This is a genomic window from Sulfuracidifex tepidarius (assembly GCF_008326425.1).
GTDB classification, from domain to species: Archaea; Thermoproteota; Thermoprotei_A; order Sulfolobales; family Sulfolobaceae; genus Sulfuracidifex; species Sulfuracidifex tepidarius.
The window spans coordinates 1,520,947-1,541,625 of the sequence record NZ_AP018929.1 but is presented as its reverse complement, the minus strand read 5'-3'; the positions used below and the strand labels follow the sequence as shown (position 1 = coordinate 1,541,625).

The window sequence follows — 20,679 nt, the reverse complement described above, 5'->3', positions numbered from 1 at the left end:
AGTATAAATGAAGACCAACGAGGATTTAATTTTTGATAAGGACGGTATCTATGAAGTTCTTCTAGGAACTAACGGCGTCAAACCTATCGTTAGACCTATAGGAATTATAAAGAAGGATGGCAACCTCAAAGCCAAAATTTATAAAGGTACTTTAACTCTTAGAAATCTTCAATTAAATGATACATGTTCTATCAATTTTACAGAACCAGAAAACTTTTGGTATTCATTTAGAGATGAAGTTCCATTTACCCTATATATGGGAGTTCCAGTTTTACAGAGATATTTAATAGCTAGGTGTTCATTATCAACTCTAGATAAGGATCCAGTAGAGGTAGATATTGATATAATTGAGGTCAAGAAATCTCCTTATTCATGGGAGCTTAAGAGACGTGGAGATGGGCTCCTGTTAGATTTACTAGTAAACTTCAGCAGAATAAACGTTTATTCTGGATCAGAGCTCTATAGGTTGCTTACGATTATCGATTACGAGATAGGCGTAATAGAAAAGACTTCGCCTGAATTATCCAAGATAACATCTGAAATCAGAAAAGAGATAGAGTCAAAAGGTTATAAGCTAAGGTAGTATTTTCTCTATCTATGCATTTCACTGTAGCAGTTCTACCTGGAGATGGAGTCGGTCCTGAAATATATTCTGAATCTAAGAAAATAATAGCCAAACTAAAGGAGATATACTCATTAGATTTAGATCTAGTTGAAGTGGAGGCAGGCGACTCGGCTTTAGCTAAATATGGTGAGGCACTTCCCAAAGATACAATTAATGTCATATCTAAGGCTGATATGATACTCAAAGGTCCAGTCGGAGAGTCTGCAATGGACGTTGTAGTAAGGTTAAGACAAATGTACGATATGTATGCTAACATCAGACCCGCAAAGTCATTGCCTAATGTCAGCTCCCTTTATAAGGATGTTGACATCCTGATAGTGAGAGAGAACACTGAAGACTTGTATAAAGGTTACGAGTTCGTCCCTTCTAAGGGCACAGCGGTTGCAATGAAAGTTATAACTGATTTCGCGTCGAGAAGGATCGCTAACGTAGCATTATCCTATGCAAAGAAGAGGAGAAACAAGGTGACCTGCGTCCATAAGGCGAACGTAATGAGAGTTACCGATGGACTATTTGCCTCTTCTTGTAAAGAAATTCTAAAAGGTAAAGTCGATTTCGAAGAAATGTATGTTGATGCTGCAGCCGCGAATTTAGTGAGGAAACCTTCTTATTTCGATGTTATCGTAACTACAAACGTTTATGGAGACATTTTAAGCGACGAGGCAAGCCAGATAGCTGGAAGCCTAGGTATAGCCCCTTCAGCCAATATAGGGGACGAGAAATCTATGTTTGAACCCGTACATGGTGCAGCCTTCGACATAGCGGGAAAGGGAATAGTAAATCCTACCGCTTTCCTTTTATCTATATCAATGATGCTTCAACGTATGAGTGAAATCTCTAACGAACAAAAATACGCCAGGGCAGCTACCTCATTAGAGGAATCTATTAGAAAGGTCTATTTGGACGGAAATAAATTGACTCCTGATATAGGAGGTTCATCGACACTATCTGAGATATCTACAGAAATATTTTCTAAGATAAGATAAGAATCAATTTCGGCCTAATAGGAGATTCTAAGGGTTCTTTGTTTCTCACTTAAAGCACATTTTATGGCACGAGAATCAGGTACGCTTCAGATTTCAAATTTTTAAACTGTATTTATGAAGAGCTAGTGGTGGGCTGAATTATCCCCAGTAAGAGCGTTGGACAATAAGTTGGATATAAAGGAAGTTGAACAAAAAATAATAGAGTATTGGAAAATAAATTCTATTTATGAGAAACTTAAAGAGGAAAACAAGAAAAGAGATGGCAAGTTTCTCTTCATAGACGGGCCTCCTTATCCTTCTGCGCCAGTGCCCCATATAGGCACGATCTGGAATAAGGTGATAAAAGATTGCATTCTTCGTTACGAAAGATTAAACGGTAAGAGGGTCTACGATCAGCCTGGGTATGATACGCACGGGTTACCAATAGAAGTTGCCACAGAAAAGAAATTTAATATAAAAAATAAGCAAGAGATAATAGAGAAAGTTGGCATAGAGAACTTCGTTAAATATTGTAAATCTTTCGCTCTGGACAACGTCAAAGCTATGACTGAGAATTTCAAGAACATCGGAGTCTTCATGGACTGGGATAATCCTTATCTAACGCTTGACCAAAATTACATGAGTAATTCTTGGCTTATCATTAAGAAAGCTCACGAAAAGGGTCTTTTAAAGAAGGGAGTATCAGTTCTTCACTGGTGTCCTAGATGTGAGACTACACTCTCTGATTATGAGGTTTCAGAATATAAAGACATAGAAGATCCATCTATATACGTCAAGTTCAAGATTAAAGGCGAACCTAATAAATACCTTCTAATATGGACTACTACCCCTTGGACTATACCATCAAACGTTTTCGTGATGATAAATAAGGACTACGACTATGCCGACGTGAAGGTAGGGAACGAGGTATATGTGATCGCTAAGGCTAGAGTGGAAAGTGTAATGAAGGAAGCTGGTATAGAGAAATATGAAATTTTATCTGAATATAAAGGAGAAAAGCTGTTGGGTACCAAATACGAACACCCACTGAAGGAAATACTTAGCTTCCAGAAAGACCATGAGGAATATCATCAGGTCGTGGACGGAGGTGAAATAGTAACTCTTGACGATGGTACCGGTCTGGTTCACTCTGCTCCTGGTCATGGAGAAGAGGACTTCACTGTTGGGACAAAGCACGGAATGCCCGTGATTATGTTGGTAGATGACCAAGGCAAGTTCACAGAGAAAGTAGGTAAATATAAAGGTAAATACGTACGCGATGCGTCACAAGAGATCATTCAAGACTTGAAGGAGACTAATTCCCTTCTTCATTCTTCAAAGATAGTCCATAGGTACCCCATCTGCTGGAGATGCAAGACTCCTCTCATACTTAGAGCCATAGACCAATGGTTCATAAAAGTGACAGAAATGAAAAACGAGATGCTTTCTCAAATAGAGAAAGTTAACTGGGTTCCTGAATGGGGGAAAACCAGGATAGGGAACATGGTAAGAGATCTAAGAGATTGGGTAGTAAGTAGACAACGTTTCTGGGGAACTCCATTACCCATATGGGTATGCTCTAAGTGTGGGAACGTTACAGTAGTTGGTAGCAAAGACGAATTGAAAAGGGTCGCGGTTAGCGAAGTTCCGGATGACCTTCACAGACCATGGATAGATAAAGTAGTAGTCAAATGTAATAAATGTGGAGCTGAATCGTATAGAATACCAGACGTTGCGGATGTCTGGTTCGATAGCGGAGTAGCATTTTATGCAAGTTTAGGAAAGAATTGGGAGGAGGTATGGAAAGAAGCAGGACTAGTAGATCTGGTTTTAGAAGGTCATGATCAGCTTAGGGGATGGTTCTTTAGTCTCTTGAGGGCTGGAATGATATTATTGGATAGAGCCCCTTACGAGTCAGTTCTAGTTCATGGCTTTATGCTCGATGAACAAGGACGAGAGATGCATAAAAGCCTAGGTAATTACGTAGAACCATCGGTTGTAATAGAAAAATATGGAAGGGATATACTTAGGCTATGGCTATTGAAAAACACTACATGGGAGGACGCTAAATTTTCGTGGACATCAATGGATCTAATAAAAAGGGAGCTTCAAGTAATATGGAACGTGTTTGTGTTCGCATCAACTTACATGTCAATAGATGAATTCGATCCAAATAATTACTCAATTGATGACGTAAAGGGCTGGCTTGATACGTCAGATCTTTGGATTCTCTCAAAGTATAACAGAACGTTGAAAGCCGTCTACGCTTCCATGAAGAACTATAAGGTTCATGAACTAGCAAATGCTATCACGCAGTTCATTGAGGAGGATATAAGCAGGTTCTACCTGAGGTTAGCCAGAAGGAGGGCATGGGTAGAAGGAAAAGATAACTCTAAAATAGCAATGTATACTGTACTTTATAATATTTTAAAGGGATCTTTAATAATAATTTCTGTAGCGATACCTTATATAGCAGAAGAGATATATCAAAGGTTCGTAGTAAACCCGAAGTTAAGTATAAGCATGGAAGATTTGCCTAAAGTCGATAAGACTTTCATAAACGATGAATTGGAGAGATCTATTCTAAAAGTTAAAGAGATAGAAGAATCCGGTTTGAACGCTAGGGCAAGAGCAGGGATAAAACTGAGATGGCCACTTAAGAAAGCCTACGTCCTTCTGAATGATGAAGGCGAATCTAAGAATCTCCTCAAGGTCGTTGACATACTGAAATCTGTCCTTAATGTCAAAGACCTTCAGTTCATGTCCATGACCGATTACGCGAATTTCAGTACCTTTAAAGTTGAACCAAATAAATCTGCCATAGGTAAGGAATTCAAGAATATGGCAAAGAAAATTTCTGAGTATATTGAGAGGAACCAAGAGAACGTTGCTAAGGACATTCTGTCCAACGGTTATCATCTAGTGAACATCGAAGGATCGGAGTTTAGGATCACAAAGGATCATGTGAGAGTTTCAGAAGAGACTAAGGAAGGGTATATCTCATCTAAATTTGAAGGTGGCATGATCGTGATAAATAAGGAGGTATCATCGGAAGAAGAAGAGGAAGGTATAATTAGGGATATAGTTAGAAGAATACAATTTATGAGGAAAGAGAGAGGCATGGACATTACTGACTTTATTGAGGTTAACATAAAGCCTCCTTCGGGGAGGACTGAAACTATCCTGAGGTGGAAGGATTACATTAAGAACGAGGTGAGGGCTACTGAAGTCAAAATAAGTGATACACTAAGCGATTATAAGGCGTGGGATATAGAGGACGAACAATACTTAATAGAAATAAGGAAGGTAAACCTGTCTTGATTTCATTCCCTCGAAGGAAACCGCTCAATGTGGTACTTTTTCTTTCTATCTTTGATAAAAAAGACTTAAGGTATGTAACTGAGAAATTCTCGTTTATAATCCGTATATTAAGTATATTTAGAGTCTCTAATGTAACGTGGGTAAATGACATCGGAATTGAAAGTTTGACGCGGTTAATCCATAGCTTGTATGAATATTCCATACTTCCACCTTATTTGAAGAAGGAACTTTCAATGAGGAGGGAACTTAAGTATGTGGGGCTTCTAAGTCCTTTGAACTTACCTTCTCATCCTAGGAAAGCCGAACCTATTGAGGGAGAACTTAGATTTGGTTCTAAAGGTAACTTTGGATTAGAAATAACGTCGCCATGCAGAGACTGTGAAATCATGATTGTAGATTCTATAAAGAAACAAGGAATTAAATATCCTAGCTACGTTCAATATTCAGGTCCTACTCAGAAGATAATCGACAAAGAAGACCTCTGTCCATCTTTATCTGGATTCGTTATAGTAGGAAGTAGGAATGGAGAAAACCCCATGGAGTGTTTGCATCAAATAAGGAGAAAATATGATAACGGAGGTACTACTCTAATAATAGGTCCACCAAAAGGTAAAATAATAAGAATAGTTAATGACTGTAGTAATAAGAACGATTTAGATGTTAATTATTATAATTTCGTTCCTAAACAGGGTGTTAGGGACGTACGAGCAGAGGAGGCTCTTGCTATATCTCTATCAGTTTTAAACGTAATAATAAATTGAAACTTCACGATAGTCTTTTAAACGAGAGGCAAAAGAAATAGTGGATTGTAAGAGGTAAGGCTAATGGGTCATCGTAAATTATCTTCACCGAGGCGTGGATCTGCAGGGTTAAGACCTAGGAAAAGATCATCAGAATTTCTGCCTACGCCTAGAAGTTGGCCATCTTTGACTTCAGAAACTCCGACATTGATGGGTTTCATAGGCTATAAAGCAGGAATGACACATATTTATATGGTAAATGACAAGCAGAGGTCAGAGACTTTTGGGAAGGAGATATTTGTTCCAGTTACTGTAATTGAAACTCCACCTATTGTCCCAATGGCTCTAAGGGTATATACACCCAAGGGCAATATAATTGGAGAATATTGGGCACAAGACCTACCTAAAGACCTAAACTTACAAGGCAGAATGAGACATTTTAAGGTCGATGCAGAAGATAACAATAAGTCTATAGAAAAAATAAAGCAAAATATAGAGAAAGCAGGTTATATCAGAATTGTAGCTGGGTCTATTACAAAGAATGTTAAAGCTTTAGGTAAGAAGGTTCCTGATGTTTCTGAAATACAAGTTGGAGGAGGGAATATAAACTCTCAATTAGACTACGTTATGAGCATCCTAGGTAAAACTGTAGAAGTTGATTCTGTATTCAAGGTAGGACAATTAATAGACGTAATAGGAGTAACTAAGGGGAAAGGATTCCAAGGAGTTGTTAAAAGGTATAGTACAGTGGAGTTACCTAGATGGCATAAACATAGGAAAGGCAGTAGAAAGGCAGGTACCAAAGGTCCATCTCTAGGAACTCCCAGCTATACTCCCCAGCCTGGTCAAATGGGATTCCATAGAAGAACATCTTACAACAAAAGAATTCTGAAAATATCATCCGATCCAAATGAGATAAATCCTGCAGGCGGTTTCGTTAATTATGGCTTTGTTAGCGGTAAATATGTAGTTGTTAAGGGTTCTGTACAAGGATCTAAGAAGAGACCTCTATTTCTGAGGTATCCTATAAGGCCGTTCCAGATCCCTGCAGAGGCTCCACAAGTTACATATATAGACATTTTCAGTAAACAAGGGTGAGATAGAATGATGTATCTGGAACTATCACAAAAGAAGGCCCAAGTATTTTCTAGAGAGGGGAAGACGGAGAACGAAATAAGCCTTCCATTGATATTCAGCTATCCCTTGAGAGAAGATCTAATAAGGAGAGCTTTTCATGCCTCATTTACTAGTGGGCTTCAACCCAAAGGAAGAGATCCTAACGCTGGAAGAAGAACTTCCGCAGAAAGTTTTGGAATAAATTTAGGAATGGCCAGAGTTCCTAGAGTAAAGATTAGCGGAGACGCAGCGTTGGCACCTAATACTGTCGGAGGTAGGGCTTCATTTCCTCCATCTCCTAGAGAGAAGATAGTCGAATATATCAATAAGAAAGAGATGAAAATGGCTGTAATCAGTGCTTTGAGTGCTACCACAGACTTGGAGTTAGTTAAGAAAAGAGGCCATAAGTTCTCATCTTCTAACCTGCCAATTATAATCAAGGATGATGTAGCACAGTTATCTAAAGCGTCTGAGATCGAGAAGTTATTAGACGCTCTAGGGGTATTGCAGGACGTTGAAAGGGTAAAGCAGGGAAGATCGATACGAGCTGGTAAAGGTAAGATGAGGGGAAGAAAGTACAAGGTGCCTAGAGGTCCTCTTTTAGTAACGCATTCCTTCGATTTACCCATAATTAGAGCTTTTAGAAATCTTGCCGGTGCAGACGTTACTACATCGTCCGAAGTCAGCATAATCCATCTAGCTCCAGGGGGGTTAGCAGGCAGATTAACAATATATACGGAGAGCTCAATTACTGAGTTAAACAAAAGGCTTGGTGCTAAGGAATGAGCGTAATTTTAAGTGGTGTGGCGGCGGAGAAAGCCATAAGGCTTATTGAAAGCGCCAACACAATAGTTTTGATCGTAGATAGAAAGGCTACGAAAATAGAGGTCAAAAAAGAGGTAGAGGAACTTTTCGAGGTCAAGGTTCAGAAGGTAAATATTGAGATAACTCCTCGCGGTGAAAAGAAGGCATTTGTTAAGCTATCATCCGAATATAAAGCCAGTGATTTAGCTGGAAAGTTGGGTATATTCTAAAGGTGGTTTGAATGGGTAAAAGTCTATTACAACAGAGGGCTGGAAGAGGTAATATAAATTTCAGAAACCCGGGATGGCAGAAAGTAGGTAAAGCAAGATATCCAAACATACAAGGCCATTTGATAGGGAAAGTAATTGACATTTGTCATAACCCCGGTATGTCAGCTCCTTTAGCTGAAATAAAACTAGAAGATGGAACTAAATTCTTTACTCAAGCTGTACAAGGTCTTAGAATAGGGCAGAAAATAGAATTAGGGACATCCAACCCTTCCATGGGTAACATAGTAGAAGTCTCTTCATTACCTGAGGGGTCTTTAGTATGTAATATAGAGAAGAATCGTGGTGATGGAGGAAGGTATGCTAGGGTAGCTGGCAGTTATGGTATAGTTATAGGTAAGTCTGAAGATAAAGTAATGATAAAGTTACCATCTGATAAGATCATAGCAGTAGAGCAAAATGCAAGGGCTACTGTAGGCGTAGTCGCAGGAGGAGGTGTGACAGAGAAACCTATACTGAAAGCGGGAAATAACTATTGGAGATTCAAGGCTAAAGCTAAGAAGTGGCCTCATGTAAGAGGAGTGGCAATGAATGTGGCGGATCATCCTCATGGTGGAGGGTTACATGCCAGCGTAAGCAGGCCATCTACAGTATCGCGTAATGCACCACCGGGAAGAAAAGTAGGACATATAGCAGCAAGAAGAACTGGAAGGAGGGAGAGTAAGTGAATTTTAAATATTCTATGAAAGGTGAATAATCGTATGTCATTAGAAATACTGCCTGAATGGAGAAAGTTCAAATACAGAGGTAAGACTTTGGATGAGCTAATGTCAATGCCAATGGACGAGTTCATAAGACTTTTACCGTCAAGGCAAAGAAGATCTCTTAACAGGGGATTTACTGATGCACAGCGTGCTCTGCTTGAGAAGATGAGGAAGTATAGAAGGGAAGGGAAAAACAAGACAATAAAAACGCATGTTAGAAGCTTAGTGATTCTACCTGAGATGGTAGGGCTTAAATTAGCTGTATTCAATGGGAAAGAGTTTGTAGAATTCACGGTGATACCTGAAATGATAGGTCATTACTTGGGCGAATATTCAATCACTACAAAGAAGGTAGAACATGGAGAGCCTGGTCTGAAGGCCACAAGGTCAAGTCTGTTCATGGCAATGAAGGGATGATAAAATGAGTAAATGGATATATCCAGAATTAAAATACGAGGAGTCAAAGGTAGCTAAGGCTGTAGTGAGGGAGGCTCCAGTTTCTATAAGAGATTTATATAACGTATGTAAAGCGGTCAGAGGGATGAAGTTAACTCAAGCGAAATCATACTTGCAAAATGTGATAGACATGAAAGAGGCTGTACCTTATTGGAGGTATAACACTGGTGCTTCTCATAAATCAAATCTAGAAGAACGTTGGGGTATAAAATCAGGTAGATATCCTCGTAAGGCAGCTAAATATGTGTTAAAGCTCCTAGACAATTTAGAAGTCAATGCAAGTTCTAAGGGGCTAGACACTGAGAAATTAAAGATAGTTCATATTGCAGCTCATAAAGGACTGACACTAAAGAGGTTTATTCCACGTGCATTTGGAAGGTCTTCGAAGAAATATAGATACACCTCAAATATTGAGGCAGTAGTAGCTGAGGTGGATTAAGATGGTAAATGTAAGGAAATATTTCCTTCAAAAATATATGACAAGAGTTATGGTAGACCAGTACTTAGCTAAGCAGTTTTATAACGCTGAATATTCAGGCGTTGAAATAAATAGAAGCCCTATCGGCACTCGTGTAATAATTTATGCCGGTAGGCCAGCTATGATAATAGGTAAGCAAGGAAGAACAATAAAACAGCTTGCCCAGATATTGGAAAAGTATTATCAAATAGAGAACCCGCAAATCACTGTCACCAATGTGGAGAAACCTGAACTTGATGCCAGACTTATGGCTTTTAGATTAGCAATAACTTTAGAAAAGGGTTATCATTTCAGGCGTGCAGCATTTATTACAGTTAGGAAAATAATGAATGCAGGCGCTTTAGGTACTGAGGTAGTAATAAGCGGAAAACTTAGCTCCGAAAGAGCTAGATATGAGAAACTTAAAGAGGGCACAGTTTATAAGAGCGGTCAAAGTCTAGACTATATGGTCGACAGAGCTATTGCAATAGCTACATTGAAACCTGGAATATTTGGAGTGGAAGTTGTAATTACTAAGCCACAGAAGCCTATAGACAAGATAAGCCTTAACGAAGAGGTTAAGATAAACCAAGAGGGAGAGACACCCACTCAATCTCAGGGTGCAATAACTGTTACTAACGTGTCATTCATGGATGAAGGAGCCACAGAATCAAAAAGTGAAACAGAAAAGGGTGATCAGTCATGACGTTAAAGGCTAAGGAAATTGAGAAGATGGAAATTGAGGAGATAGACAAGAAGATAAACGAGCTGCAGATGGAGCTTTTGAAACTCAGGCTTCAATCTAAGATCGGTACATTAAAGAATACTGCGTCTATAAGGAACACCAAGAAGGATATAGCTAGACTTCTTACTATAAAGATACGGAAAGAACGCGAGAAGCCAAGCTCCGCTAATTCTAATAAGACCTAAAATATTTGATTTATATTCTGTGCATTTTATTTCTATTGTTGTTTCATTTATTATGCATGTTTTGTAATTTTATGTTAGTTCTAAGTATGGAACAATTCTATAAGTTTTTATTTACTTATAACATATGTCATGAAGTTTCTCGACTTAATAGGGGCTAACATAAAAGTGTTGTCTTATACTGATAAGTCTATTCAAGGTATAACAGGGAAAGTAATATATGAAACACAGAAATTTTTAGTTATAAAAAAAGAAAACGGAAGAGAGATAATGGTCTACAAACCTAACGGAGTGTTCCTTCTTTCGTTGCAAGGAAAATCTTATAATATACCAGGGGACAAACTGCTAGGTAAACCTTGGAAAAGGTCGAAAAAGATTAGGTGATTTTGCATGAAGTTCTCAGAAGTGAAGGAAGTAGGGATACCAGGAGTAGTTCCCCCTCAGAATAAATGTGAGGATATAAACTGTCCATTCCATGGTACGTTGCGAGTAAGAGGAATGGTAGATGAAGGTATTCTAGTCAAATATAGAGCTAAGAACATGGGAGTTGTAGAAAGGGAGTACCTATTCTATAATAGTAAGTATAAACGTTATGAAAAGAGAAGAAGCAAGATCCACGCTCACATTCCTCCATGCTTAGATGTAAAAGAAGGGGATAAAGTTATAATCGGAGAGACTAGACAGTTGGCGAAGTCAGTTTCTTTTGTTGTTGTAGGAAAAAGGTGAGTTGAATGTCAGAGAAACTACAAGTATTAGGTGCGAGAAAAGGTCTTACTCCGGCATTGCAGCATATGTCGGAAGTAACTGTTGCAGATAATAGCGGAGGCAAACTAGCTATGGTGATCGGCGTATATGGGTATCATGGAGTTCTGAGAAGAGTTCCCTTTGCCAACATAGCAGATTTGATAATGGTTTCGGTTAAGAAAGGATCTCCTGAAGTGAGGAAACAGAAATTCAAGGCTGTCGTAATTAGGCAACGTATGCCTTTCAGAAGACCAGACGGTACATGGATATCCTTCGAGGACAATGCTGTTGTTATAGTTAATCCAGACGGAACGCCGAAAGGTACTGAGATAAGAGGGCCAGTAGCTAGAGAGGCAGCTGAGAGATGGCCAAAAATAGCAAGTCAAGCTACGATAGTAATTTGAGGTGCGTTTGAGATGGTGTCTTCTAAACCTTCTAAACAGAGAAATCTCCTTAGACATGCGCCTAAGCATCTGAGAAAGAACTTTCTAGTAGCACCAGTTGCAGACGATATAAAGTCCCAGCAAGGTATCAGCAGGATAAATGTAAAGAAAGGAGATACTGTAAAGGTAGTCAGAGGAGAGCATATAGGTACTGAGGGTAAAGTGGCAGTAATAGATACTAAGACAGGAAGGATTGGAATAGAAGGACTTTCCAGGAAGAAAGTAGATGGAACTCCAGTTTATGTCATGGTACATTCCTCTAAGGTAGTTATAACAAAGTTGGATTTAGGTGATAACAAGAGAAGGGAATCAATAGAAAGAAAGGCAGCCGAGAGAAAGAAAACTTTAGAAAGGACGCAGAGCACTTCTACGAGTTAAAAAGGGGATGTAAGTGGTTCACTATACTAGATTTGAAGCTCCTGGTTTCCTTCCCATCAACAAAAAGGAATACAAATGGGTTGTAAGGGTATCTCCGGGTCCACATAAGGCTAGGTTTAGTCTTCCTTTGGCAATAGTGCTGAGAGATAAGTTAGGGTTTGCTACGTCCTTAAAGGAAGTGAAAGCAATACTCTCAGAAGGGAAAGTTCAAGTTGACGGTAAGACGAGAAAGGATTACAAATATCCAGTAGGTATAATGGATGTGGTCTCCATGCCTTCATCATCACTATATTTTAGGGTAGTTCCCCATTTGACTGATTATATTACCCTAGTAAAAATTGATTCTGAAGAGGCTAAATATAAATTTGCAAAAATAGTTAATAAAACAGTTTTGAGCGCATCTAAAGTTCAACTGAACTTAAGTGATGGAAGAAACATGATTGTGGATTCTGAGCAAGCTAAGGCTATTCCTACCAGAAGTACTCTCAAGATTGAGATACCTAAGCAGAACCTTGTCAGTGTTTTGGAAATGAAGGAAGGTGCATACGGAATAATAACTGGAGGAAAGAACGTTGGCGCACATGGCAAAATAACTTCTATTAAGAAATCTCAATACAAAGCAGAGATTTACTCGTTAGTTACTATACAAAATTCAGCAGGATATAAATATGAGACGAATTTGAAGAACGTAATGGTAATAGGTGGAGAAAACCCAGAAATAAGGCTTGATTGAAAATGAGCGAGTTACAAGTTCAGAATAATAAAAATAATAAAATGAGGCAAATAAAGCTAGAGAAGGTAACCGTAAACATAGGACTAGGAGAATCTGGAGAGAGGCTACAGAAAGCGTATCAGTTGGTACAAGAGTTAACCGGAGTGAAACCGGTGTACACCAAGGCAAAGAAATCAATAAAGGAATTTGACGTAAGGAAAGGTGCTACTATCGGTGTAGCTGCTACTTTAAGAGGTAAGAAAGCCGAGGAATTTCTGAATAAAGTTCTTCCGGCTATAAACAACAGAATAAAGATCACTAGCTTTGATAAGTATGGTAATGTAGCTTTCGGTATTTCAGAACACGTAGTTATACCTGGTACACATTATGATCCTGATATAGGTATTTTTGGGCTCGATGTTGCAGTAACTTTCACAAGGCCAGGATATAGAGTCTCAAAAAGACAACGTAAAGCTACTAGGATTCCTAAGAGACATAGGGTAACAAGAGACGAAGTAATAGATTATTTAAAGCAGAACTTTGGCATTACAATAATATCTGGTGAATGATCATGGGAAAGTTTAAGCCTCCAACAGAAAGGAAATACGGAAGAGGGGTTCAGTACTGCCGTAGATGTGGAAGTACTGATTCAGTGATACAGAAATATGGCATTTATCTATGCAGGCAATGCTTTAGGGAAGTGTCTTCGGATCTGGGTTTTAAGAAATATTGGTGATCAGAATGGTAATGGTAAATCCACTTTCAAATGCACTTACCACAATATACAATAATGAAGCAAGAAGGCATAATCAGGCTATAATAATACCAGGTTCTAAGTTGGTCATTAACGTTTTAAAAGTAATGCAGAAGGAAGGATACATAGGAGAGTTTGAGCAAATAGATGACGGTAGATGGAGTAAAGTCGTAGTGCAATTGTTAGGTCGTGTGAACAAGTGCGGTCCAGTAACACCTAGATATTCACTATCTTATAGGGACATGATTAGCCTTCCAGATCATGTTAGAAAGTATTTGCCATCAAAGGAAATAGGTATAATAATAGTATCTACGTCTAAAGGAGTAATGTCTCATAAGTTAGCTGCCGCCAATAGATTGGGCGGAGTAGCTTTAGGTTATGTATTTTAAGGGGTGGATTATGTGCAGGCCATAGTTGTAAAAGAGGAAGTAGAGATCCCTTCTGGAGTTGAGGTTAAAGTAGAAGGTAAGAAAGTAACTGTAAAAGGAAAGAAAGGCCAATTAGAGAGGGACTTCTCTTTCGCCAAGGGAGTTGAGATCTCTCTCCTTGATAACAAGATAATTTTGACTTCAACATTCCTGAAGAGGAAAGATAAGGCACTGGTGTACTCTGTCAGAAGGCATCTGATGAATATGATTGATGGAGCAACTAAGGGATATAGGTATTATCTCAAGATAATTTCTACCCATTTCCCTATGAACGTTAAAGTAGTCGGAGATGAAGTACAGATTACAAATCTAATAGGAGAAAAGAACATAAGAAGGATAAAAATTTACCCAGGAGTTAAAGTCACTGTAAAGGGAGAAGACATAACAGTTGAAGGAATAGATTTAGAAAAAGTTTCTCAAGTAGCTGCTAATATAGAGACGAAGTCCAAGATAAGAGGTTTCGATAAGAGAGTGTTTTCTGACGGTGTATTTATCTATAACAAAGAGGTGTTAAGTTGAAATGCAGTCTAAAGTTCTATCACTAAAAAGAAAAACTCAAAGAATAATGTCTAAGTCTAGATCTAAAATTCCTGATTTTGTTAGGTACGATGCGGATAAATACTTTAGGCTAGAAAGACAGGAGTCTTGGAGAAGACCAAGAGGAAGGGATAACAAGTCCAGACTTAAGATAAGAGGATTCCCATTCATAGCGCAACCGGGTTATAGAAAGCCGAAATCCGTAAGATATCTTCATCCCAGCGCTCTTCATCCGGTCGTGGTTAATAACGTGAAGGAGTTAGAGGCGCTTGAGCCTAGATCTAGTGAGGTTATAGCTATAATTGCAGGAAGCGTTGGACTTAAAAAGAGACTTGAGATCATTAAGAGGGCTAAAGAGTTAGGTATAAGACTTTCTAATGGTGGAGATTTATGACTAATTTAAAGGTACAAAAAAGGATAGCTTCAAGCATAACTGGAGCAGGCACTAGCAGGGTTAAAATTCTTCCAGACTTTGCTGATGAGGTAGCCGAATCTCTAACTAGGTCTGATATAAGGGCCTTGATAAAAGACGGTAAGATAATTATAGAAAACAAGAAAGGGGTTAGCTCTGGTAGAAAGAAGTTAAGAAATCAGAAGAAACACAGAAAAAGTGAGGGAAAAGGTTACGGCAGTAGAAAAGGTAGGAAAGGAGCAAGAGTTGAAGATCAATGGGTCAACAAGATAAGAAAGATAAGAAGGTATCTGAGGTGGCTAAGAGATAATGGAGTTATCGATAATCACACCTACAGAAAATACTACTTGAAGGCTAAGGGAGGAGTTTTCAGGAGTCTGGCTGATGTCAGGTCAACCTTAAAACAACAAGGTCTACTAAAAGGTGAAGAGAAGTGAGCAAAGGCGCAAATTATAATTTAAAATTCAGGAGGAGAGTTGAAGGTAAGACCAACTATTATAGGCGCTACATTTACGTTACTACTGATGCTGTAAGAGAGGTAGTAAGGCTTACAAATCAGCATGTAATAGTTCAGTTTTACCAGATAGAGGAGAAAGGAGACAAGACAATAGCTGCAGCACATTCAATAGAATTAGTCAAGAAGTTCGGCTGGAAAGGAGATACTGATAATACCTCTGCCACATATCTGACAGGATATCTAGCGGGCAAGAGAGCTCTCAAAGCAGGCATAAATGAGGCAGTAGTCGATATAGGAATGTTTAAGCCAATAACTGGTTCACGAATATTCTATGCCGTAAAAGGTTCAGTAGATGCGGGAATTCAGATTCCATTAGGCGAAGTTCAGATAATAGAGGAGAGAATAAAAGGTGAACATATTTCGGAATACGCTGAAAAACTAGAGGAAGAGAACCCTGAGCTATTTAATAAGATATTTTCAAGATATCTTAAAAGAGGGTTAAATCCTAAGGATCTTCCTTCTCATTTTGAGGAAGTTTTTAATAAGATAAAGGAGAACGGTGCGTGAAAATGGCTGAAGAAGTACCAGTTTCAAATTTGGATGAATGGACTCCCAGGACAAAACTGGGCCAATTAGTGAAGGAAGGGAAAATATCTTCAATTAAGGAAGTTTTTGATGGGAACTATAAAATAACTGAGCCAGAAATAATTGAAGCATTACTGCCTAAGTTGAAATATGAGGTAGTAGATATCAAGATGGTACAGAAGCAAACTGATGCAGGAGAGATTTCTAAGTATAAAGTATTAGTAGTGATGGGTAACAATGATGGTTATGTAGGAATAGGTCTAGGAAAGGCGAAACAACTGAGAGTCGCAATACAGAAGGCGGTAAGAGATGGTAAGCTCAACATCATTCCAGTAAGAAGGGGATGTGGTAGTTGGGAGTGTACTTGTGGCGAATCACATAGTCTTCCCTTCAGGGTTAAGGGTAAAGCTGGGAGTGTTAGCGTAAGTTTACTTCCAGCTCCAAAAGGTACTGGCCTAGTAGTAGGAAAGACGTTAAGCATACTTCTGAGCTATGCTGGGATAAAGGACGCATGGTCTTTCTCTAGCGGGGAAACTAGAACTACCGAGAACTTCATAAGAGCAGGCTACGCTGCTCTTTACAACACTTATAACTTCGTTACGTCTACAGACTGGCCTAGGAGAAGGTGATAAGAAATGGAAAACTTGATGTTAATCATTAGGCTCAGAGGTTCGGCAGGGTCCCCATGGTTCATAGAAGAGGCTCTAGAAACCTTGAGGCTGAAGAGAGTATTTAATGCAATGGTATATCCAGATTCAAGTTCTCTAAGAGGAATGCTGATAAAGGTACAACCATATGTGACATGGGGGGAGGTTTCTGAAGAAGGACTGTCCAACCTTCTGAAAAGATTAAAGCCAAAAGGTAAATCCATGGAGGAAGCGTTAAAGAGTTTAGGAGCATCTGACCTGGACTCGCTGAGAGTCTCTATATTAGAAGGGAAATTAGCTTTCCATAAGTTAGATGAGGAGTTCAAACTTCCTTTGACACTTCATCCACCTAGAGGAGGGTTCAAGGGCAGCGTTAAGAAGCCCTTTAAAGATGAAGGTGAGTTCGGTTACAGGGGGCAAAAAATTAATGAGTTACTTAAGAGGATGGTGTAAAGATGACAGTAAGAGTAAGTAAAAAAAGCAGAAAGTTAAGAGGATCTAGAACTATGGGTTGGGGTCTTCGTGGACAGCATAGGGACAGGGGTGTTGAAGGAGGAAGACAAATTGGCATGAGCAAGGATAAATGGTCGTGGGTAGTCAAATATGCAAAGGACTGGTATGGAAAACATGGCTTCGTTAATCCTACTTCAGTCAGAATTAACGCAATAACTATAAGGCAGCTTGATGAATACGTAAGGAATGGTAAAATAAAGCCGGTCGAAAAGGACGGTAGAAAGGTAGTTGACCTTTCGTCTTACGGTTATGATAAACTATTGGGAGGAGGAACGCTTTCTCAACCCTTAGTTATACAAGTCCAAATGTCATCAGGTAAAGCCAAAGAGAAAGTCGAGAAAATAGGGGGACAAGTAATATTAGGTACTACCTCATAACTTTTTTTGAGTTTCATGTCTTTTGTGGACGCGCTTGCTACATTAGGTCAATATTTGCCTGCTACAAGTAAGCCTAAATTAAAGCCATCTTTAAGTCAAAAGTTACTTTGGACCATAGTTGCGGTTGTAATATATTTGGTAATGGCTTCAACACCGCTTTATGGTATACAAGCTACAAGCTTCAATAATTTCTTGCTGGAGCAAGTAATTTTTGCATCAACCACTGGTACTTTGGCACAGCTAGGTATAGGACCTATAATAACGGCTGGTCTGATAATGCAAATATTGGTAGGTTCTAAGCTAATAAATATAAATCTAAACAACGAGGATGATAAAGCAAAGTTCACAGAAGCCCAGAAAGGGCTTGCATTCATATTCATAATTATTGAGTCTTTACTGTTCGGATACGTTTTAACGAGGAGCTCTACAATTTCAGGTTCCCTTCTTGTGGTAGTTTCAGCAGTAACTGCTCAGCTAATAATAGCCACTTACATAATTTTGATGCTTGACGAGTTAGTTCAGAAGGGATGGGGACTAGGTTCTGGCGTCAGTCTATTCATAATGGCTGGAGTACTTAAGATAATGTTCTGGGACATGTTTGGAATAGTGAACGTCAGTTCACAGAACTTGCCTGTAGGCTTCTTCCCCACTCTTGTGACTACTCTAGCTTCTGGAGGAAACTTACTTAATGTAATAGTAGATACAACGAAACCTTTTCAGCCAGATTTGGTGGGACTGATTACCACTATATCATTGATATTCCTTATTGTTTATTTGACTACAATAGTTATAGAAATACCTGTAACTTCACAGAAGCTGAGGGGAATAAGGAGAACTATACCTCTTAATTTCCTTTATGTCAGCAGCATACCAGTGATCTTCGTTAGCGTTCTTGGTTCAGATATAGAGTTATTCTCTTCTATCTCGTCTTATGTTTCTCCATCAGTGGCTGGAATATTGAGCAGCATAGATTCCTTGTTTTTCTTCCCGCCGCCCAACACGAATATACCTCACAGCATATATTCTGTTGTCCTTGATCCTCTAGGTGCTCTAGAATATTCTATAGTGTTCATAGTACTTTGTGTTATATTTGGAATTCTTTGGGTTGACGTTGCAGGCTTAGATCCAGCGACTCAGGCAAGACAATTAGCAGACGCAGGGGTAGAGATCCCAGGAATGAGAAGTAACCCAAAGATAATGGAAGCGATACTCGCAAAGTACATATACCCGTTAGCTTTCTTCAGCTCCATAATAGTTGGTGTAATAGCAGTTGCAGCAACATTACTAGGCTCGTATGGTACAGGAGTGGGTATACTTCTAGCTGTAGTTATAGCTGTTCAATACTATAATTTATTAGCCTATGAAAGGTCATTAGAGATGTATCCTTTATTAAAGAGAATATTAGGGGAGTGAACATGAAAATAGGAATAGTAACAGGAATACCTGGTGTAGGAAAGACAACAGTAATTTCCAGAGCTTCAAAAATATTGGGGGAGAAAGGCGTTCCTTACAAAATAGCGAATTATGGTGATTATATGTTAAACACCGCTATAAAGGAGAAATATGTTCAAAACAGGGACGAGATGAGAAAGCTTCCTATAGAAAAACAAAAGGAACTACAGACCTTAGCATCTAGGAGGATAGTCGAGGATTTCTCTTCACTTGGTGAGAAAGGAGTTGGATTAGTGGATACACATGCGGTCATAAGGACTCCAGCAGGATATTTGCCAGGTCTTCCAAAATATGTTATAGAGATAATAAATCCTAATGTGATATTTCTTTTAGAAGCAGATCCTAAGGCTATATTGGATAGACAGAAGAGGGATCAATCAAGATCTAGGTCTGATTATAGCTCTGAAGCGACGATAAATGAGGTAATAAGTTTTGCGAGGTTCGCCGCGATGTCGTCTGCGGTCCTTGTCGGAGCTTCAGTTAAGATAGTAATCAATGAAGAAGGAAACTGTGTCAAGGCCGCTAACGACATAGTAGGTTCAATGTTATGATTCAAGGTTTAGAAGGCATAACTGCAATTTTTCTAATTTCATTTCTTTCTAATTTTGTCCTGTATCTTGTTTATAAAAAGTTCTTGAAAAAGAGAATGGATATACTTCTTGAGAAAATTAAATCCTATGAGGAAAGGGTAAACGAGATCTCATCTCCTAAAAGGAAGGAAAGGGTTGCGAAGAAGATCTCCAAGGAAATAGATAGCTATACATCTACACTGAGGAGCTACGTAATGATGCAGTCTCTCTTATTAGTTATTTTATATATAATAGATTTATTTGTAATATTCGGTTACTTTTACTTCGATATGTATTTTCCATTTTACATACCATTTATAACGGTCTATCATAATTCTAAAGTAATAATTCCCGATGGCTCGCTGTGGGAATTCATAGGTTCATACTTCATATTTACTGCACTATCCCTCAGATCAAACTTAAAAAGGTTCTAAGATCATTTATTTTATGCCAAAACCCTTCCTCAGATCGAGATCCCTGTCTAGAAAGAGAGTTAAGCTTCCTTCTGGAAATATAGCTACGCATTATGAAGACAAGAGAAATTCGTCTTCTACTTGTCACTTCTGCGGTAAGCCCCTCCATGGTGCAAAGACAAATAAGTTATCCAAGTTTTCTAAATCTGAAAGGAGACCAAGCAGACCTTTCGCGGGAGTTCTTTGTCACTCATGTCTCGAGAGACTCATAAAGCAGACCTCTAGAGGAAGCTTATGATTATTACTATAAGCGGTCCCCCTGGAAGCGGAAAGACTAGTGTGGCAAGGTTAGTGGCTCGGCATCTTTCTGCAGATTTGATTTCTGCTGGATCTTTTTTTAGGAAGATAGCTAGTGACATAGGTATAAGTGTAGTGGAATTGAATAGAAAGGCAGAAAGCGACTTTTCTATCGATAGTAAACTTGATAGTGAAATCCTTAGGATGGTTTTAGAAGCGAGGGACGAAAATCGGAACGTGATAGTTGAATCTCATATAGCTGGATGGCTCCTTAGAGAGTATTCCACTTTCTCCATTTATTTGAACGCACCAGTGCAAGAAAGGGCAAGGAGAATATCTATCAGAGACAAGATATCTTTTAATGAGGCACTTTTGGAAATTTTCAGAAGAGAGTTCAGCCATTACACTAGGTTCATGCATTACTATGGAATAGATATCACCGACATTTCACTCTTTGATCTATCGATTAACACGAAAAGTATGAAGCCCGAAGAGATAGCCAGCTTGATAGAAAATTTCATTTCACTTTCACTCAAGACAGCCTGAAATGAAAAACCTT

General features: G+C 38.8%; 32 protein-coding genes. All 32 read left to right on the top strand.

All coding sequences use genetic code 11. From position 1 onward, the window contains the following. Window positions 1–7 precede the first annotated feature (7 nt). The 32 genes from IC007_RS07810 to cmk all read left to right on the top strand — a co-directional run bounded on the left by IC007_RS07810 (window position 8) and on the right by cmk (window position 20,666). Complete coding sequence (locus tag IC007_RS07810) at window positions 8–583, top strand: DUF447 domain-containing protein (RefSeq protein ID WP_149528588.1); 576 nt, start codon at window positions 8–10, stop codon at window positions 581–583. A 14-nt stretch (window positions 584–597) separates the two neighbouring features. Then, window positions 598–1,611, top strand: a complete 1,014-nt coding sequence (locus tag IC007_RS07805; RefSeq protein WP_149528587.1) for an isocitrate/isopropylmalate family dehydrogenase — start codon at window positions 598–600, stop codon at window positions 1,609–1,611. Window positions 1,612–1,767: 156 nt separating this feature from the next. After that, the gene (gene ileS, locus IC007_RS07800) at window positions 1,768–4,911 is read left to right on the top strand and encodes an isoleucine--tRNA ligase (RefSeq protein WP_149528586.1); all 3,144 of its coding nucleotides are present in this window, start codon (window positions 1,768–1,770) and stop codon (window positions 4,909–4,911) included. Next, window positions 4,854–5,672, top strand: coding sequence for a putative RNA uridine N3 methyltransferase (locus IC007_RS07795; protein ID WP_149528585.1), 819 nt, complete (start codon window positions 4,854–4,856; stop codon window positions 5,670–5,672). Before ileS ends, IC007_RS07795 begins: the two co-directional genes overlap by 58 nt. Before the next feature lie 63 nt (window positions 5,673–5,735). After that, complete coding sequence (locus IC007_RS07790) at window positions 5,736–6,749, top strand: 50S ribosomal protein L3 (RefSeq protein WP_054844947.1); 1,014 nt, start codon at window positions 5,736–5,738, stop codon at window positions 6,747–6,749. 9 nt (window positions 6,750–6,758) lie between these two features. Next, window positions 6,759–7,553 carry a 50S ribosomal protein L4 gene (gene rpl4p / locus IC007_RS07785; RefSeq protein WP_054844948.1) on the top strand — a complete coding sequence of 265 codons (795 nt, stop codon included), beginning with the start codon at window positions 6,759–6,761 and terminating at the stop codon, window positions 7,551–7,553. Further along, a complete protein-coding gene (locus IC007_RS07780) occupies window positions 7,550–7,801 on the top strand; it encodes a 50S ribosomal protein L23 (protein WP_149528584.1) in 252 nt (83 codons plus the stop codon). Before rpl4p ends, IC007_RS07780 begins: the two co-directional genes overlap by 4 nt. Before the next feature lie 11 nt (window positions 7,802–7,812). Beyond that, the gene (locus IC007_RS07775; protein WP_054844950.1) at window positions 7,813–8,526 is read left to right on the top strand and encodes a 50S ribosomal protein L2; all 714 of its coding nucleotides are present in this window, start codon (window positions 7,813–7,815) and stop codon (window positions 8,524–8,526) included. Between the two features lie 33 nt (window positions 8,527–8,559). Beyond that, on the top strand, window positions 8,560–8,979 hold the full coding sequence (locus tag IC007_RS07770; RefSeq protein WP_054844951.1) for a 30S ribosomal protein S19: 420 nt from the start codon (window positions 8,560–8,562) through the stop codon (window positions 8,977–8,979). Between the two features lie 4 nt (window positions 8,980–8,983). Then, the gene (locus IC007_RS07765; RefSeq protein ID WP_054844952.1) at window positions 8,984–9,457 is read left to right on the top strand and encodes a 50S ribosomal protein L22; all 474 of its coding nucleotides are present in this window, start codon (window positions 8,984–8,986) and stop codon (window positions 9,455–9,457) included. A gap of 1 nt (window position 9,458) precedes the next feature. Continuing rightward, window positions 9,459–10,181 carry a 30S ribosomal protein S3 gene (locus IC007_RS07760; RefSeq protein ID WP_054844953.1) on the top strand — a complete coding sequence of 241 codons (723 nt, stop codon included), beginning with the start codon at window positions 9,459–9,461 and terminating at the stop codon, window positions 10,179–10,181. Beyond that, window positions 10,178–10,405, top strand: a complete 228-nt coding sequence (gene rpmC, locus IC007_RS07755) for a 50S ribosomal protein L29 (protein WP_054844954.1) — start codon at window positions 10,178–10,180, stop codon at window positions 10,403–10,405. Before IC007_RS07760 ends, rpmC begins: the two co-directional genes overlap by 4 nt. Window positions 10,406–10,534: 129 nt before the next feature. Next, the gene (locus IC007_RS07750; RefSeq protein WP_054844955.1) at window positions 10,535–10,786 is read left to right on the top strand and encodes a ribonuclease P protein component 1; all 252 of its coding nucleotides are present in this window, start codon (window positions 10,535–10,537) and stop codon (window positions 10,784–10,786) included. Between the two features lie 6 nt (window positions 10,787–10,792). Further along, window positions 10,793–11,128, top strand: coding sequence for a 30S ribosomal protein S17 (locus IC007_RS07745; protein ID WP_149528583.1), 336 nt, complete (start codon window positions 10,793–10,795; stop codon window positions 11,126–11,128). A gap of 5 nt (window positions 11,129–11,133) precedes the next feature. Further along, window positions 11,134–11,550: a 50S ribosomal protein L14 gene (locus tag IC007_RS07740; RefSeq protein WP_054844957.1), complete on the top strand. Its 417-nt coding sequence runs from the start codon at window positions 11,134–11,136 to the stop codon at window positions 11,548–11,550. Between the two features lie 12 nt (window positions 11,551–11,562). Beyond that, on the top strand, window positions 11,563–11,967 hold the full coding sequence (gene rplX / locus IC007_RS07735) for a 50S ribosomal protein L24 (RefSeq protein ID WP_054844958.1): 405 nt from the start codon (window positions 11,563–11,565) through the stop codon (window positions 11,965–11,967). Between the two features lie 13 nt (window positions 11,968–11,980). Beyond that, a complete protein-coding gene (locus tag IC007_RS07730) occupies window positions 11,981–12,700 on the top strand; it encodes a 30S ribosomal protein S4e (RefSeq protein ID WP_054844959.1) in 720 nt (239 codons plus the stop codon). A 2-nt stretch (window positions 12,701–12,702) separates the two neighbouring features. After that, entirely contained in the window at window positions 12,703–13,248 is a 546-nt protein-coding gene (locus tag IC007_RS07725; RefSeq protein ID WP_054844960.1) for a 50S ribosomal protein L5, read from the top strand. Window positions 13,249–13,250: 2 nt separating this feature from the next. Beyond that, entirely contained in the window at window positions 13,251–13,415 is a 165-nt protein-coding gene (locus tag IC007_RS07720) for a 30S ribosomal protein S14 (RefSeq protein WP_084739604.1), read from the top strand. A 5-nt stretch (window positions 13,416–13,420) separates the two neighbouring features. Further along, window positions 13,421–13,822: a 30S ribosomal protein S8 gene (locus tag IC007_RS07715; protein WP_054845194.1), complete on the top strand. Its 402-nt coding sequence runs from the start codon at window positions 13,421–13,423 to the stop codon at window positions 13,820–13,822. Between the two features lie 12 nt (window positions 13,823–13,834). Then, window positions 13,835–14,380 carry a 50S ribosomal protein L6 gene (locus IC007_RS07710; protein WP_054844961.1) on the top strand — a complete coding sequence of 182 codons (546 nt, stop codon included), beginning with the start codon at window positions 13,835–13,837 and terminating at the stop codon, window positions 14,378–14,380. Window position 14,381: 1 nt separating this feature from the next. Continuing rightward, complete coding sequence (locus tag IC007_RS07705; RefSeq protein WP_054844962.1) at window positions 14,382–14,792, top strand: 50S ribosomal protein L32e; 411 nt, start codon at window positions 14,382–14,384, stop codon at window positions 14,790–14,792. Beyond that, window positions 14,789–15,247 carry a 50S ribosomal protein L19e gene (locus IC007_RS07700; RefSeq protein WP_054844963.1) on the top strand — a complete coding sequence of 153 codons (459 nt, stop codon included), beginning with the start codon at window positions 14,789–14,791 and terminating at the stop codon, window positions 15,245–15,247. The genes IC007_RS07705 and IC007_RS07700 overlap by 4 nt, the downstream gene beginning before the upstream one ends. Continuing rightward, window positions 15,244–15,834: a 50S ribosomal protein L18 gene (locus IC007_RS07695; RefSeq protein WP_054844964.1), complete on the top strand. Its 591-nt coding sequence runs from the start codon at window positions 15,244–15,246 to the stop codon at window positions 15,832–15,834. The genes IC007_RS07700 and IC007_RS07695 overlap by 4 nt, the downstream gene beginning before the upstream one ends. Window positions 15,835–15,836: 2 nt before the next feature. Then, window positions 15,837–16,481 (top strand): 30S ribosomal protein S5, encoded by a 645-nt coding sequence (locus tag IC007_RS07690; protein ID WP_054844965.1) that lies wholly within the window; start codon window positions 15,837–15,839, stop codon window positions 16,479–16,481. A gap of 6 nt (window positions 16,482–16,487) precedes the next feature. Then, window positions 16,488–16,952: a 50S ribosomal protein L30 gene (locus IC007_RS07685; protein WP_149528582.1), complete on the top strand. Its 465-nt coding sequence runs from the start codon at window positions 16,488–16,490 to the stop codon at window positions 16,950–16,952. Window positions 16,953–16,954: 2 nt separating this feature from the next. After that, complete coding sequence (locus IC007_RS07680; RefSeq protein WP_054844966.1) at window positions 16,955–17,389, top strand: uL15 family ribosomal protein; 435 nt, start codon at window positions 16,955–16,957, stop codon at window positions 17,387–17,389. Window positions 17,390–17,404: 15 nt separating this feature from the next. Further along, window positions 17,405–18,802 carry a preprotein translocase subunit SecY gene (gene secY / locus IC007_RS07675; protein WP_054844967.1) on the top strand — a complete coding sequence of 466 codons (1,398 nt, stop codon included), beginning with the start codon at window positions 17,405–17,407 and terminating at the stop codon, window positions 18,800–18,802. Window positions 18,803–18,804: 2 nt separating this feature from the next. Then, complete coding sequence (locus tag IC007_RS07670; protein WP_054844968.1) at window positions 18,805–19,392, top strand: adenylate kinase; 588 nt, start codon at window positions 18,805–18,807, stop codon at window positions 19,390–19,392. Window positions 19,393–19,487: 95 nt separating this feature from the next. Next, window positions 19,488–19,844, top strand: a complete 357-nt coding sequence (locus IC007_RS07665; RefSeq protein WP_232048873.1) for a hypothetical protein — start codon at window positions 19,488–19,490, stop codon at window positions 19,842–19,844. A gap of 13 nt (window positions 19,845–19,857) precedes the next feature. Then, entirely contained in the window at window positions 19,858–20,121 is a 264-nt protein-coding gene (locus IC007_RS07660) for a 50S ribosomal protein L34e (protein ID WP_054844970.1), read from the top strand. After that, entirely contained in the window at window positions 20,118–20,666 is a 549-nt protein-coding gene (cmk, locus tag IC007_RS07655) for a (d)CMP kinase (protein ID WP_149528581.1), read from the top strand. Before IC007_RS07660 ends, cmk begins: the two co-directional genes overlap by 4 nt. Window positions 20,667–20,679: the final 13 nt, after the last annotated feature.